The organism is Corynebacterium sp., from assembly GCF_030532325.1.
GTDB lineage: Bacteria > Actinomycetota > Actinomycetes > Mycobacteriales > Mycobacteriaceae > Corynebacterium.
On record NZ_JAUNLS010000005.1, the window covers coordinates 66543 to 81820 of the forward strand.

General features: G+C 65.9%; 12 protein-coding genes and 1 tRNA gene. 8 read left to right on the forward strand and 5 right to left on the reverse strand.

From position 1 onward, the window contains the following. Positions 1–4: 4 nt before the first annotated feature. A complete protein-coding gene (locus Q4E25_RS04470) occupies positions 5–1537 on the reverse strand; it encodes an adenylate/guanylate cyclase domain-containing protein (RefSeq protein WP_303154501.1) in 1533 nt (510 codons plus the stop codon). On the opposite strand from Q4E25_RS04470, the gene Q4E25_RS04475 reads away from it, so the two are divergent. The 5 genes from Q4E25_RS04475 (at position 1536) to nagE (ending at position 7931) form a co-directional block, all read left to right on the forward strand. Further along, positions 1536–2783: a DNA polymerase III subunit delta' gene (locus Q4E25_RS04475; protein WP_303154503.1), complete on the forward strand. Its 1248-nt coding sequence runs from the start codon at positions 1536–1538 to the stop codon at positions 2781–2783. The genes Q4E25_RS04470 and Q4E25_RS04475 overlap by 2 nt on opposite strands. A 95-nt stretch (positions 2784–2878) precedes the next feature. Then, positions 2879–2951, forward strand: a tRNA-Thr gene (locus Q4E25_RS04480). Between the two features lie 777 nt (positions 2952–3728). Then, the gene (locus Q4E25_RS04485) at positions 3729–4880 is read left to right on the forward strand and encodes an N-acetylglucosamine-6-phosphate deacetylase (protein WP_303154505.1); all 1152 of its coding nucleotides are present in this window, start codon (positions 3729–3731) and stop codon (positions 4878–4880) included. Positions 4881–4926: 46 nt separating this feature from the next. Then, positions 4927–5706 (forward strand): glucosamine-6-phosphate deaminase, encoded by a 780-nt coding sequence (gene nagB / locus Q4E25_RS04490; protein WP_303154508.1) that lies wholly within the window; start codon positions 4927–4929, stop codon positions 5704–5706. 50 nt (positions 5707–5756) lie between these two features. Further along, a complete protein-coding gene (nagE, locus tag Q4E25_RS04495; RefSeq protein ID WP_303154509.1) occupies positions 5757–7931 on the forward strand; it encodes an N-acetylglucosamine-specific PTS transporter subunit IIBC in 2175 nt (724 codons plus the stop codon). Here the strand turns inward: nagE and Q4E25_RS04500 are convergent. Then, on the reverse strand, positions 7928–9595 hold the full coding sequence (locus Q4E25_RS04500) for an AMP-binding protein (RefSeq protein WP_303154510.1): 1668 nt from the start codon (positions 9593–9595) through the stop codon (positions 7928–7930). The two genes, nagE and Q4E25_RS04500, sit on opposite strands and share 4 nt — an antisense overlap. Positions 9596–9886: 291 nt before the next feature. Here Q4E25_RS04500 and Q4E25_RS04505 point away from each other — a divergent pair, with 291 nt between their 5' ends. Genes Q4E25_RS04505 through Q4E25_RS04515 form a run of 3 tightly spaced genes read left to right on the forward strand, consistent with a single transcriptional unit; the run spans position 9887 to position 12525 of the window. Further along, positions 9887–10696 (forward strand): GDSL-type esterase/lipase family protein, encoded by an 810-nt coding sequence (locus Q4E25_RS04505; RefSeq protein ID WP_303154512.1) that lies wholly within the window; start codon positions 9887–9889, stop codon positions 10694–10696. A gap of 56 nt (positions 10697–10752) precedes the next feature. Then, positions 10753–11889, forward strand: coding sequence for an S-(hydroxymethyl)mycothiol dehydrogenase (locus Q4E25_RS04510; RefSeq protein WP_303154514.1), 1137 nt, complete (start codon positions 10753–10755; stop codon positions 11887–11889). Beyond that, positions 11890–12525: an MBL fold metallo-hydrolase gene (locus tag Q4E25_RS04515; protein WP_303154515.1), complete on the forward strand. Its 636-nt coding sequence runs from the start codon at positions 11890–11892 to the stop codon at positions 12523–12525. Here the strand turns inward: Q4E25_RS04515 and Q4E25_RS04520 are convergent. From Q4E25_RS04520 to rfbA, 3 genes are all read right to left on the reverse strand, one after another. Further along, the gene (locus Q4E25_RS04520) at positions 12522–13319 is read right to left on the reverse strand and encodes a cytochrome c biogenesis CcdA family protein (RefSeq protein ID WP_303154516.1); all 798 of its coding nucleotides are present in this window, start codon (positions 13317–13319) and stop codon (positions 12522–12524) included. The two genes, Q4E25_RS04515 and Q4E25_RS04520, sit on opposite strands and share 4 nt — an antisense overlap. 81 nt (positions 13320–13400) lie before the next feature. After that, positions 13401–14309, reverse strand: a complete 909-nt coding sequence (locus Q4E25_RS04525) for a thioredoxin domain-containing protein (protein ID WP_303154518.1) — start codon at positions 14307–14309, stop codon at positions 13401–13403. Positions 14310–14371: 62 nt separating this feature from the next. Continuing rightward, a complete protein-coding gene (rfbA, locus tag Q4E25_RS04530) occupies positions 14372–15253 on the reverse strand; it encodes a glucose-1-phosphate thymidylyltransferase RfbA (protein WP_303154520.1) in 882 nt (293 codons plus the stop codon). Positions 15254–15278: the final 25 nt, after the last annotated feature.

Genomic DNA, 15278 nt, shown 5'->3' on the forward strand with positions numbered 1-15278 from the left:
TTAACTACAGCTCGGCGCGCTCGGCGAGTGTCGAACGTATCGGCCGCGCGAGTTGCGACATGCGGTGGCGGCCGCGTAGCTCGATGGATTTCATCAGCGTCCAGCGGGCCTGCTCGGCCTCGTTGGCCCCGCGCAGAGTGGCGGCGTTGGTGAGCACCTGCCCGGGGGTGTCCTTGGCCAGCTCGGTGAGGCGGGCGGCCTCGTTGACGGCGTCGCCGATGACGGTGTACTCGAAGCGATCCGCGCCGCCGATGTGGCCGGCCACCACGTGCCCGGCGGCCACGCCGATGCCCGCCTGCAGCTCGAGACCGCGGATCTCCTGGCGCAGCTCGCGGGCGGCCTGGAGGGCGAGGGAGGTAGCGTCGTAGACGTTGAGCGGGGCACCGAAGACGGCGAGGGCGGCGTCGCCCTGGAACTTGTTGATGATGCCCTTGTTGCGGTGGACCACCTCGACGACGTGCTCGAAGAACTTGTTGAGCTCCTCCACGACCTCCTCCGGGGTGTGATTGACCGCGAAGGTGGTGGAGCCGATGACGTCGATGAAGAGCACGGCGACCTTGCGGTCCTCACCGCCGAGCTCCGGCCTTTCCTCCAGCGCGCGCTGGGCCACCTCCGCGCCGACGTAGCGGCCGAAGATATCGCGCACGCGTTGGCGCTCGCGCAGCCCGCGCATCATCTCGTTGAAGCCAGCCTGCAGCACGCCGAGCTCGGAGCCGTCGTAGATGTCTACCTCGACGTTCCTATCGCCGCGGCGCACCCGGTTGATGGCGTCCTGCAGCTCGAGGATGGGATCCACCACGCTCATCATGGCGAAGTAGGTTCCCATGAGGCCGGTGCCGCCGGCGGTGAGGGCCAGGGCGATGACGGCGGGCATGATGTCGGCGTCGTTAGCTGTGAACATGCCCTGGCGCTGGCCCATGATGACCAGCACGATGCCCAGCAGCGGGATGCCCGAGGTCATCATCCAGGTAGACAGCAGGCGGTACTTGATGGGCGGCTCCAGGGTGGAATCCTCAAAGCGGCGGGCCACGGCCTCGGCGGCGACAGGGCGCACGAGGCGTTCTGCCTGCAGGTAGGTCAAGAGGACAACGAGTGCGCCGGCCAGCGTGGTGGACACACCCACGACCACGGCGAGCCGGCCGGACTCCTGCGCACAGACGACGACCGCCAACACAATGCCCAAAGCCCACACCGCGGCGGCGACCCCGGCCTGATACACCGGGATGCGCAAAACGAGGTTGCGCACCATGTTGGGATCATGGTCATCGGGGCTGCGCTGCCAGTCCAGGACGGGCCGAAAAAGCAGCAAGGTCACCGCCACGCCGATGAGGATGGCGAAGATTACAAAGCAGGTGCCGATGAGCGTGAGGTTCTGCGCGTTGTCGATGAAGGAATCGATCTCCGGCATGGGCAGGAAGAAGACCACGAAGGTCATGATCGCGATGGCGCCGACGATGTTGGAGCCCAAAACGAGCGCAGCGTAGACAGGCCATTGGGTGCCCCAGAGCCAGCGGATGCCACGCACAAGTTTGTTCATGCCTAAATACTCTAGTTATCCCAGTAGGCTAGGGCGAGTGAATACAGGAAGCGTTGCGCAACGATTGGCAGACACCCCGGGTGTGGCTGAGGTGGTGCTCGGCGCTGCCCGCGCCGCTCGTGGGCAGGGGGATCCGCGTGCGATGAGCCACTCGTGGCTCTTTACTGGCCCGCCCGGTGCGGGGCGTTCGCTGACGGCGCAGTGTTTTGCGGCGGCGCTGATGTGTACCTCGGCGGATGACAACGGGGATCCGGGCTGCGGGCGCTGTGAATCGTGCAGGAGCATTCTAGAAAATCAGAAGCACACGGATTTGGTGTACGTGGATCCCAAGGAACAGTTCATCACCGTGGGTGAGGTGCGAGAAATCATCGGCCGTGCGGCCAGCATGCCCAGTGTGGCTCCGTGGCGGGTGGTGATTTTTAACAAGGCGGATCGCCTGCGCAATGAGGCGGCGAACGCGCTGCTCAAGACGGTGGAGGAGCCGCCGGAGCGCACGGTGATTGTCATGGTGGCGCCTTCGGAGGACCCGCAGGACTTCTCGCAGACGCTGCGCTCGCGGTGCCGCCACCTCTACATTCCGGCGCCGAGTGTGGAGGGCGTGGTCAAGCTGCTCGTGGCGGAAGGCGCGAATGAGCACGACGCCCGTCTGGCCGCGGTGAGTACGCTGCGCCACGTGGGCAGGGCGCGCCACTTGGTCAATGAGGCTGGGGCGCAAAAGCGCCGGGCGATGGCCATCAACCTGGCGGAGGACATTTTTCACGGTTCCCAGGCCTTTCAGGCGGTGACGGCTTTGCTCAAGTTCATTGAGAAGGAGGAGAACTCCTCGCACGACGAGTCGAATGCCAAGGAGCTGGCTGATCTGGAGCGTTCCTTTGGCGTGGGCGCGAAGGGCAAGGGTGCGGCCAAGGCGCAGCGGGATGCGCGCAGTGCGCTCAAGGAGTTGGAGGATCTGCATAAGAAGCGCGCCAAGCGCCGCATTGCCGACGGCCTCGATCTCGCCCTACTTGATCTTGCCGGCATCTACCGCGACGCGCTCATGGTCAAGGTGGGCGCGGACGTGGAGATGACCCACCCGGACTTTGCGGGTCTAGCCAGTGAGTTGGCGCAGAAGGTCAGCGAGGACGGCCTGCTGGTAGCGCAGCAGGCCATCCGCACCTGCCGCGAGCAGCTGCCGCAGAATGTGACTCCCCAGGTGGCTTTTGATGGCATGATCGGCAGGCTGCGTCAGGCCTGTGGGGTGCGCTAAGAGGCGAATTTTCGGAGGAATCAGCGCCGATTTCTTTCGCGCCGTCGCCCTGCGCTAGACTTGCCTACTGTTGCGCTCACTAGTGTGCGCAGCGCGCCGCCTTAGCTCAGTCGGTAGAGCGTTTCACTCGTAATGAAAAGGTCGCGAGTTCGATTCTCGCAGGCGGCTCCGTGAAGCCCCGGCTTACCCTTCTTTGTGGTTGGCCGGGGCCTTGCCGTTGCGGCAGGCAGCTGGAATCCAGAAGGCACGTCAGCCGGAGGCATATATGCTTTTTCGGCTTAAATCGAGCTTTCCCGTTTTCAATGCGTGTTCAATTAGCGCACCTTCGGTCTTTTCTCTTACTGCCCTTCCTTTCTCTCCTCGCTGCCTCGCGCTTTCCTGGTGCTCGGGACCCCACTCGAAGGCGACGGGTGCTTTGGCGGAGGAGCGAGAAAAGGGAAGGGGCGGCCAAAGGTTGGGCAAAGTGGAGTGCTCGACTCTCCATTGCAAAATCCGCCTCCGATCCGCGGGGTTTGATCCGTGATTGTGCAGTGGGGAGACCTCCAAGGAGGAGGCGGCGTGCTGGCCGGCAGCGCGCGGTACGTTTTGACGGGGAAGGGGAATTTGGGAACGTTTGCGCAGGTCTATATTTGCAAAAACGTACCGCGGTCGGGCCGAGGCAGCGGCGGGACGGCCGTGAAGGCTGCGTGGGCCGAGGCGGCGGAGTGGCGGGGTCGCGGCCGAACGGGAGGCGCCGCATTGAGGTGAGCACTGTGGCGTTGAATATTTTTCCGCGCCAAAGTCTTCCGTTCTATGCAAACGTTTCGCTAAACTTGGGAATTGACCGTTGGCCAGCCGTGAATCGGGCTGCGTGCCCCAACAAGCGCGCAGGGAAACCCTAAAAGCCCTGATAGGCGGAGTGCGAGCGGTTGGATAACTGCTCATGAACATAGAAAAGAACTCGTCATGACAACACCGACGAAGAGCACACGCCCGGGGCGCGTCGAAGGCCTCTTTGTAGATGAGAACTTCACCGTGCGCCGCGGGACCCTGGAGTTCAGCGAGCGCATTGAGCGCGTCGAGGGGAGCGAGGAATCGCGGCCACAGCGCCCGGACGAGCTGTTGTGGGTCCCCGGCTTCGTAGACCTCCACAACCACGGCGGCAATGGCGGCGGATTCCCCAACGCGGACTATGAGCACTGCCTCGCCGCCGCGCGCTTCCACCGCAGCCAGGGAACCACCACGCTGCTAGCCAGTATGGTCTCCGATACCCGCGATGAGCTGTGCTTCCGCGCGGAGCTGCTGGCGCGGCTGGCCGCCGAGGGTGAGATCGCTGGCATTCATATGGAGGGCCCCTTCATCGCCGCCGACAAGTGTGGTGCGCAGGACCCCAGCCGCATCGTGCCGGGGGATCCTGACTTCTTCCGCGCGGTCATCAACGCCGCCCAGGGTTACCTGCGCTCTATCACCTTCGCCCCGGAGACGGAGGGTGCGGACGAGCTGTTGGGCGTGTGTGCTGAGCACGGCATCATCGCCAGCCTGGGCCACACGGTGGCGGATTACCAGACCACCATGGACGTCATTGCCAAGGCGCGTGAGCTGGGCGTGACTGTGACCGGCACGCACCTGTTCAACGCCATGCCTTCTCTTCACCATCGCGCCCCCGGGCCGGTGGCGGCGCTGCTCAACGCGGCCGAGCGCGGGCAGGTGGCCGTGGAGCTCATCGCCGACGGGGTGCATCTTGACGACGCCACCGTGGACCTCGCCTACAGCCCCCACGCGTTCGCGGTCACCGACGCCATGGCCGCCGCCGGCATGGCCGACGGCGCCTACGAGCTCGGCCCGCTGGCCGTGACCGTCAGCGGCGGGGTGGCCCGCGTGGGCACCGGCGCCATCGCCGGCGGCACCTCCACGCTGGCCCAGCAGTTCACCCGCTTCGCCGCCCGCCACGGCGTGGGGCGCGCGGTGGCGTTCACCTCCACCACGGCGGCGGACGTCATGGGGGAGGAGGGCCTGGGCCGGATTGGCGCTGGCAAGCACGCAAATCTCGTGGGGCTCAACGCCCAGGGCGAGCCGGTGCGCGTCGTGGTGGCCGGCCGCGAATTCACCAGCAACTAAAGCAAGCCTCAAGCAAGCCTTAAGCAGGCAAGGAAGGACACACATCATGGAAATCCTCATCCGCAAGACCCCGAGTGACGTGGCCAAGGAGGCCGCGGGCATCTTCGCCCACTACGCCAACGCCGGGGCGACCCTCGGCCTGGCCACGGGATCCACCCCGGTGGCCATGTACCAGGAGCTCATTGCCCGCCACGAGCGCGGGGAGGTCAGCTTCGCCCGCAGCCGCGCGTTCCTGCTCGACGAGTACGTCGGCCTGGCACGGGAGAACGAGCAGTCCTACTACGCCACCATCCGCCGCGAATTCACCAGCCACGTCGACTTCGACGATTCCCTGGTCAAGAGCCCGGACGGCACCGCGGAGCACGCCGGCGAGGCGGCCGCGGCCTACGACAAGTCCATTCGCGATGCCGGCGGCGTGGACATTCAGCTGCTCGGCATCGGCGCCAACGGCCACGTGGGCTTCAACGAGCCCTCCAGCTCCCTGCGCTCGCGCACCCGCATCAAGACCCTGCACCCGCAGACCCTGCGCGATAACGCCCGCTTCTTCGAGAGCATGGACGAGGTGCCGCGCCACGTGCTGACCCAGGGCCTGGGCACCATCAGCGAGGCCCGCCACCTGCTCATGCTGGCAACCGGCACCAACAAGGCGCAGGCCGTTGCCGCCATGGCGGAGGGCCCGCTCTCGGCGCACTGCCCGGCGTCCATCCTGCAGCTGCACCCGCGGGCCACGGTCATCGTCGACGAGGCCGCCGCCTCCCGCCTGGAGGATCGCGAGTACTACCTCTTTGCTGAGCAGCACCGCCCCGAGTGGCAGCTCTTTGGCTAATACCCCTGTTTCCCTATCGAACCCGTTCTCTTCTCCGAAAGGACTCCACCATGAAAATGAACGTCATGGGCCCGCTGCAGCGGCTGGGAAAGGCGCTCATGGGCGCCGTCGCAGTCCTGCCCGTTGCCGCCATTCTCAGCGGCGTGGGTTACTGGATTGCCCGCACTGCCGGCGACGATAACTTCATCGCGCAAATCCTCATCAGCTCAGGTGGCGCCGTTCTGGATAACCTGGGCTGGATCTTCGCCATCGCCATCGCCTTTGGCCTGGCCAAGGACTCCAACGGCGCGGCCGCTCTCTCTGGTTTCTTGGCCTTTGCCACCTTTGTCAAGCTCCTGGGCCCCGACGCCGTCGCGGTGTACAAGGGCATTGAGGACCCCACGGCGCTGACTGGCGACGCCGCCCTCGAGTGGGCCTCCCAGGGCTGGAACGCCGTGGGCGGCGGCAACGTGCTTTTTGGCATCCTGGCCGGCGTGCTCGCGGCGTGGGCGTATAACCGCTTCCACACCACTAAGCTGCCGGACTTCCTGGCCTTCTTCTCCGGCCGCCGCGCGGTGCCGATCATCACCGCTTTTGTGGCCATCGCTGTCTCCGGCGTGATGTACTTCCTGTGGCCGTTCATCTACAACGTCCTGTTTAACTTCGGTGACTCCATCCAGGGCCTGGGTGCTCTCGGCGCCGGCATCTACGGCGTGTTCAACCGCCTGCTCATCCCGACCGGCCTGCACCACGCCCTGAACTCCATCTTCTGGTTCGATGTGATTGGCATTAATGACATCGGCAACTTCCAGTCCGGGCAGGCCACTATCGACGCCGCCGCGGCGGCCACCTCGGCCGCGGACTGCCCCGGCGTGTGGGCCGACGGCCAGTGCTCCGTCAAGGGCGTGGTGGGCCAGTACCAGGCCGGCTTCTTCCCGGTCATGATGTTCGGCCTGCCCGGCGCCGCGCTGGCCATGTACCTGCGCGCGGATAAGAAGCGCCGCAAGGTCGTCGGCTCCCTCATGGCTGCTGGCGCCCTGGCCTCCTTCTTCACTGGCGTGACCGAGCCGCTGGAGTTCTCCTTCATGTTCGTCGCCCCGCTGCTCTACGTGGTGCACGCGCTGCTCATGGGCCTGTCGGTGTTTATCGCCTCCGCGATGGAGTGGACCGCGGGCTTCGGCTTCTCCGCCGGCTTTGTGGACATGGTGCTCTCCTCCGGCAACCCCTTGGCCAACAAGTGGTACATGCTGCTGGTCATGGGCGTGGTCTTCTTCGTGCTCTACTTTGTCATCTTCTACTTCCTCATCGGCTGGCTGAACCTGAAGACCCCGGGCCGCGAGGACGATCTCGATGACGCTGACGCTGGCGCCGAAGTTGACGACGCCGACGAGCTCAGCGGGGACAGCAAGACCGCGGCCCAAGCCGCCCGCATTATTGAGGGCCTGGGCGGTAAGGAGAACATCGATTCTCTGGATTACTGCACCACCCGCTTGCGCGTGGGCGTGAAGGACCGCGCGGTGGTCAACGACGCCACCATCAAGCGCGCCGGCATCGCCGGGGTCATCCACCCGGATAGCAAGAGCGTTCAGGTCATCGTGGGCCCGGCCGTGCAGTTCATGTACGACGAAGTCAGCCACCAGCTGCGCCACGGTTCCCCGGTGCTCAGCGGCGCGAAGGCCAGTGGCGCGGACACCGCCGGTGCGGCGACCAGTGGTGCGGCCGCGGGCGCAGCTGCGGCGGCGCCGGCGGCAAGAGGGGCGTCAGCAAGCGAGGCGCCAGGTGTGCTCGAGGTGCGCGCGCCTTTCGAGGGTACCGTCGTGGACCTTTCCCAGGTGCCTGACCCGACCTTTGCCGAGCGCATGGTGGGTGACGGCTTTGCCGTCGAGCCGCCGGCGACGGATGTCTTCGATGTCTGCGCGCCGGCCAACGGCACCATCACCATGGTGTTCAAGACCCGCCACGCCTTCGGCATGAAGACCGATGAGGGCGTTGACCTGCTCGTGCACATCGGCCTGGACACCGTGAACCTGAAGGGCGAGGGCTTCACCGCCTTGGCCACCAAGGGGGATAGGGTCAGCGCCGGTACCCCGATCATCGCGGTGGACGCCGCGGATCTGCGGGCCAAGGGCATCAACCTCATCACCCCGGTGGTGTGCCCCACGCCGCAGCAGGTGGACTCGGTGGAGCTTGTCCAACAGGGCAGCGCTGCGCTTGGCAGCGTCGCCGCGCGCTTCCACCGCGCCTAGTGCTTGAGCAGACGCGGCACCACCTTGCCGGTGGCGTTGCGCGGCAAGCTCTCTAGAAAGTGCACGTCGCGCGGCACGGAGTGGTCCGCGAGGTTATCGCGGACCCAGTCGCGGATGGACTCGGCCGTGACGGCCTTACCCAGCGCATCGCGGGTGGTAACAGCCCACACCGCGATGCGCTGAAATGTATCGGCGTCCTCCACGCCGCCGGCGTGCACCTCGGCGATGCCGGGCATGGCCTCGAGGACCTCCGTGACCGACTGTGGGTGCACGTTCTCCCCGCCCACGATAATCATGTCGTCGGCGCGCCCCACCACGTGCAGGTAATCCTCGCCGTCGATGTAGCCCAGGTCTCCGATGGAGATGAGGCCATCGACCTTGTTGAGGGGGATGTTCGGGTTGGTGTAGCCGATGAGCGCGGTGGAGTTGGTGAGGTAGATTTCGCCCACCTGCCCGCGCGGGACCTCGTGGCCCTCCTTGTCCAGGATGCGCAGCTTGGTGCCCGAGGCGATCTTGCCGCCGATGGTGGGGTCCTTGGCCACCTCTTGCATGGTGGCCGTCGAGGCCAGCGCGAGCTCCGTGGAGCCGTAGACATTGCACAGGATGGGGCCGAAGCGTCCGTTGGTCTCCTCGACGATCTGCGGGGTCAGCGCGTGGCCCGCGGAGGCGATGAAGGTGAGTGAGGAGGTGTCGAAGCGCCCGTGAGGATCGGCCTCGACCATCTGGCGGAAGAAGACGGGGGAGGAAAGCAAGCCGTCGAGACGGTAGCGCTGGATATCGTCGAGGGCGAGCTCGGGGTCAAAGTCGCGCCGGGTGACAATGGTGTTGCGTAGCGCCAACGCGATGTTGACGCAGGCCCAGCCCCAGGTGTGGAAGATGGACGCGGTGAGCTGCACGCGCTGGTTGGCGCGCCAGGGGATAGTGCCCACGATGGAGGCGAGCACCACCGGGAAGGTGGGTTCAGGCCGCATGATGCCCTTGGGAATCCCCGTGGTGCCGGAGGACATGAGCACGATGTTGCCGTGCTTGGGGGCGTGCGGCAGCTTGTCCGTGCCGTGGGTGTCCATGATGATCTGCGCCAGGGTGGCTAGCTCGCGGCCGGTGACCTGGCGGGCGTATTCGCCTTGGGTGCCGGGGGCGTCCTCGCGGACGTGGCCGAGGATGACGGTGATGGCGTCGAGGTCGGCGGGGTCCACGCGGTCGATGAACTCGTCGTCGATGACAAGCACGTTGATGTCATTTTCCTTGATGCAGCCGGCCAGCTGCTCCGGGGAGGAGCCCACGTTGAGCAGGAAGATGTGCGCGCCGGCGTAGCCCTTCGCGCCCAGCGGCAGGATGATTCCGCGGCCGTTGCGGGCCATGACACCCAGGCGGATCTCCGGCAGGTCGAGCCCGCGTAGGTACTGCGCGAAGGCCCGCGCTTGGTTGCGCAGTTGGCGGTAGGTGAGGGCGCCGTCGTCGTCGATAAGCGCCAGGCGTTCCGGGCGGGTGAGGTAGCCCTGCTCAATCTCGCGGGCGGTGGTGAAGCGGTAGCGGGCCAGCACCGGCAAGGTCTGTGCCAGGGCGCGGGGGCCTCCCTCGGTGCTGATGATGCCGGAGCGGAAGAGGCAGGGCACGAAGCGCGCGAGCGCGCCGGCGTGGAAGCTTAAGTCAGAAAGGTGCACGGGTATTCCTCAGGCATCGGTGGCAGGGACAGGGCGGCAGGGCCGGGGTGGCAGGGTCAGGAGCGCAGAACTAACACGGCATGTTGCTGGTGTTGCGGTTGTGACGGGCCTCTACTGTAGTATATTTTTGGCAGGGAACGCATTTGGCGCGCCCTGAGCATGAAGAAGCTTTAAGATTCTAGAGGATTCTACCCCTAACCCCTAAACACCCTATTCTTGAAAGTTGGCCTCAACCCTATGAGACGTCCCGTTGACCCGTCCGTGCGGTGTGGCATAGAGAGGAAGTCAATAATGAAGCTTGTACGTCGAGTCGCCGCCGTGTGTATGGCCCTGGCACTCGGTGCCGGTATCGCGCCGCACGCCGCGGCTGCGGAGCGCAACGTGGTGGCTTTCGGTGATTCCGTCCTGGCAGACCCGCAGTTGGATCAGTACCTGGTGGCCCGCATGAGTTCTGAGAACAAGGCCCCGGGCCTCAACTGCCCGTCCGGCTTCAACTACGCCAAGCGCCTCGGCGCCAAGCTGGGCATGCCGGTGGATGATTTCTCCTGTTCCGGCGCGGTGACCATGTCCGTGGGCCCGAAGATCCAGGTGCAGGTGGAAGATGCCATCAACCGCGGCAAGCTCACCCCGGATACCCAGCGCGTCATCTTCGCGGCGGGTTTCAATGACACCTATAACAACGGCAAGCTTTCTGACGCCGACCTGCGCGCCCGCTGGGTGGGCGCCACCGCGCCGATCATCCACAAGATTCGCCAGGCCGCGCCGAACGCCCGCATCCAGATCGTCGGCTACCCCACCATCGGCAGCGGTGACCGCTACTGCCTGCTGCACTTTGGCCAGTCCCCGGCGGATGCCACCTACCTGCCGCAGGTGCAGCGCTACGAGAACGTTGCCCAGTGGATGCAGGTGGATCTGGCCAACGCCACCGGCGTGGAGTTTGTGGACATGAAGCCGGCGACCACCTACAACGGCATGTGCGCCAACGCGGATAAGCGCATGTGGGCGGGCCTGGTGGACTTCACCGCTGGCCCGGGCAACCTGCCGCTGCACCTCAACGCCCGCGGCCAGGAGCACGTGGCCAACGTTCTGGCCGGCTCCTAAGTCCGCGGCGAGGCACCCGGGGGAACCTGCCGGGGGAACTGTGTACCCTCGGGCCTATGGCTAATGAAAACGTTAATGAAAATAAATCTCAGGTAGTTCAGGGGGTCATCGCCCGCGCGAAGGGCGCTCCCGTGGAGACTGTCAACATTGTGGTGCCCGCCCCGGGTGAGCACGACGTCGTCGTCAAGATCCAGGCCTGCGGTGTGTGCCACACGGACCTGGCCTACCGCGATGGTGATATCGAGGACGCCTTCCCCTTCCTGCTCGGCCACGAGTCCGCTGGTGTGGTGGAGTCCGTGGGCTCGGCCGTCACCCACGTGCAGCCCGGTGACTTCGTGGTGCTCAACTGGCGCGCCGTGTGCGGCGAGTGCCGCGCCTGCAAGCGCGGCGAGCCCAAGTACTGCTTCAACACCCACAACGCCTCCCAAAAGATGACGCTGGCCGAGGGTGACTCAGACGCTGGTGCCGAGCTCACCCCGGCGCTGGGCATCGGCTCCTTCGCGGAGAAGACCCTCGTCCACGAGGGCCAGTGCACCAAGGTCAACGCCGAGGCTGACCCGGCCGCCGCCGGTCTGCTGGGCTGCGGCATCATGGCCGGCCTGGGCGCGGCCGTCAACACCGCCGACATCAAGCGCGGCGAGTCCGTGGCCGTCTTTGGCTGCGGCGGCGTGGGCATGGCCGCGGTGGCCGGTGCCGTGCTGGCCGGGGCTTCCAAGGTCATCGCCGTGGACCTTGACCCGGAGAAGCTGGAGTTGGCCAAGAAGTTCAGCGCCACACACATCATCGAGGGCGCCGGCAAGTCTGAGGAGGAGGTCATCGAGGCCGTCCGCGAGCTCACCGAGGGCTTTGGCACCGACGTCACCATCGACGCCGTGGGCATTCCCGCCACCACCCGCCAGGCCTTCTACTCCCGCGACCTGGCCGGCCGCATGGTCATGGTGGGCGTGCCCAACCTCACGGACCGCTTCGACATCCCGGCCATCGACTTCTTCAGCCGCGGCGGCTCGCTCAAGTCCTCCTGGTACGGCGACTGCCTGCCGGAGCGCGATTTCCCCATGTACGTCGACCTCTCCCTGCAGGGGCGCTTCCCGCTGCAGGACTTCGTCACCGAGCGCATCGGCCTCGGCGACGTCGAAGAGGCCTTCGCTACCATGAAGGCCGGCAAGGTTCTCCGATCCGTAGTGGAGCTCTAAATGATCATCGATACCTTTGTGACCTCAGGAAAGTTCCGCCTTGATGGCGGGGAGTGGGATGTGGACAACAATGTCTACATCGTGGCGGCCGGCAGCGCGGAAAGTGACGCCGAGTGCTACATCATCGACCCCTCCCACGACGCCGAGCGCGTCTACGAGGAGGTGGGCAAGCGTACCGTCAAGGGCGTGATCCTCACCCACGCGCACAACGATCACTGCGAGCTGGCCCCGCAGGTGGCCGAGCACTACGGTGTGTCCGTCTACCTTCACCCGGATGATCGTCCGCTGTGGGAGGAGACCCACGCCGAGGCGGAGTTCGTCCCGCTGGAGGATAACCAGCGCTTCACCGTGGGCGACGGCGACCTCGTGGTCTTCCACACCCCGGGCCACTCGCCGGGCTGCGTGGTGCTCTACCTCGCCGGCGAGTCCACGCTGCTCTCGGGCGATACCCTCTTCAACGGCGGGCCGGGTGCGACGGGGCGCAAGTACTCGGACTTCGACGTCATCATCGAGTCCCTGCGCAACCGCGTGCTCAACCTGCCGCCGGAGACCCGCGTGCTGCCCGGTCACGGGGACGCCACCACCATCGAGGCGGAGGCGGCGCGCATCGACGAGTACGTCGCGCGTGGCTACTAACGCGCCTCGGTGCGCGCAGCCTTGATACCCACGCCGACGGTCGCCGCCAGCGAGAGCGCAAACCACACCCAGGCGTCGTGGATGCCCTCGCTGAAGCGGCGCACCTGATCCTGCAGGGCAAACTGGGCATCGGTGTCCAGGGCCGTGGGCAGGGCGGCGGTGCCGTTACTCAGGATGAACAGCACGCCGATCACCACGAAGAGCAGCCCCGAGAGCACCGAGATGGAGTTGGTGCGCAGCGGCCCGAGGCTGAGCTCGCGCCCGCGCAACCAGCGCCAAGAGCCGACGTCGAAGCGGTCCCACACCAGCGCCAGCACGAAGAGCGGCGCGGCCATGCCCAGCGCGTAGACCACCATGATGAGCGCGCCGTAGCCCGCTGAGCCGGAGGCGGCGGCCGTCGTCAGCACCGCACCCAAAAGCGGGCCGGCACAGAATCCGGCGAAGCCATACACCGCTCCCAGCAGGAATACGCGCCCGCGGGCCTTGCCGCTCGCGGCGGCCATGCCAGGGATGCGGAAGCCGCCGCCGAGCGCGGTATACACGCCCAGGGCGATGATGATCCAGCCGGCCACGTGGATGACCTGGTCCCGGTACTGCGCAAAGAACGCCGCCAGGCCGGTGCCGATGGGCACCAGGGTCACGCACAGCCCCAGGAAGAAGAGCAGCGTCTTGCCCACCAGCTGCCGGGTGGAGGTAAAGGCGTAGGCAAAAAACGCGGGCACCAACAGCGCCGAGCACGGGCTGATGAGGGTGAGCACGCCCGCGAAGAACGCACCGACGATACCGATACTCACAGGCTCACCCCCAGTGCGTACCCGCCGAGTAGCGCGGTGAGGATGACGAGGCCCACGAAGATCCAGACGATGAGCGGCGGCTTAGGCATTGGCCGCCTTCTTCAGCTGCTCGTCGATGACCTGCTCAAAGACCTCCAGCGGCTGCGCCCCGGAGATGAACTGATCCCCCACCACAAAGGCCGGGGTGCCCGTGATGCCGATCTGCGCGGCGTAGGCGGTGGCCTTTTTGACCACGTCCTCATAGGTGCCGTCGGTGGCCTGCGCACGGAAGGTATCCACATCCTTTACCCCGGCCTTTTCGGCGAAGCCGACGAAGTCTTCGATATCGAACTCGGGGTGGCCCTTGATGTCCTTGCTGGCGGTGTAGAGCTCGTGCTTGAACTCGATGAACTTGCCCTGTGCCGCCGCGGCGCGCCCGGCCTTGGCCGCCTCCACGGCCGCCGGGCCGTTGACGGGGAAGTCATTCCACTCGATGCGCACCAGGCCCTTGTCCACGTACTCCTTGAGCAACGTGGGCTCGGTGGCGTTGGTGTGGCGGGAGCAGAAGGGGCACTCGAAGTCGGAGAACTCAGAAATGACCACGGGGGCATCCACCGCGCCGATGGCGAAGGGGTCGTTGTCCTTGCGGCGGTGCACGGCGGTGACGTCGGTGGTGGAGCGCACGTCCTTGCCCGGGCCGAAGATCATGGGGTCGCCGGAGCCGTCGGCGAACTTGGTGCCCGGGGTGGCCTGAGCCGCTGAGTTCTGCTTGGAGTCCTGCCCAGAGTCCTGGCCGGCGCCGTGCGCTGCGTCCTGCGCGGGCGCGCTTGTCGAAGCCGCCTCGCCCTGCGCCGCGCTATCCTCGCCGGAGTTGCGCTCGCCGAGCAGGAGGCCGACGACGAGCGCGAGCACGACGATGATCGCGAGCAGCGCCCAGACCAGCGGGTTGATGGTGGACAAGGCTGACTTTTTGGAGTCGCTGCTAATGGGCTCGTCGTATGAGATTGGCATGCGACTACTCTAACGTCTTTGCCTCCGGCAGCCTACTTCGCGCAGTACCTTTAGTTGGGCCCTTAGTTGGCGGGCTGGGCGTCCTCCCGCGCGGCGGCGAGCAGGTAGTCGCCGTAGCCGGATTTGAGCAGCGGCTGGGCCAGATCGTTCAACTCGGCAGCGTCGATGAATCCCTCGCGGAAGGCCGCGACCTCCGGGGAGCCGATGACCGTGCCGGTGCGCTTTTGCATGACCTCCACGTAAGCGGAGGCCTCACTCATGGAGTCCACGGTGCCGGTGTCCAGCCAGACATCGCCGCGCTGCATGCGCTTAACGCCCAGCTGCCCGCGGCGCAGGTACTCCTCGTTGACGGCGGTGATTTCCAGCTCCCCGCGCGCGGAGGGGGTGATGGACTTGGCAATCTCCACCACGGAGTTGTCGTAGAAGTACAGGCCCACCACCGCGTGGCTGGACTTGGGGTGGGTGGGCTTTTCCTCGATGGACAGCGCTTGGCCGTGGGCATCGAACTCTACCACGCCGTAGCGCTGCGGATCGGAGACCTCGTAGGCAAAGATGATGCCTCCCTGCGGGCTGCGGCACTCGGCCAGCGCGGTGGAGAAACCGTGGCCATCAAAGATGTTATCTCCCAGCACGAGGGCGACGTCATCCTCGCCGATGAAGTACTCGCCGATGAGGAAGGCCTGGGCCAGGCCCTCCGGCTTGGGTTGGACGGCGTAGTGGAGTTGGAGGCCGAGCTGGGAGCCATCGCCCAGCAGGCGCTGGAAAGCCGCGGAATCCTCCGGGGTGGTGATGATGAGGATCTCCCGGATACCCGCCTGGATGAGGGTGCTCAGCGGGTAGTAGACCATGGGCTTGTCATAGATGGGCATGAGCTGCTTCGAGATGCCCTTGGTGATGGGGTAGAGGCGAGTGCCGGAGCCGCCTGCGAGGATGATGCCCTTCATGGAGGTCAAGCCTAACATTAGGCTC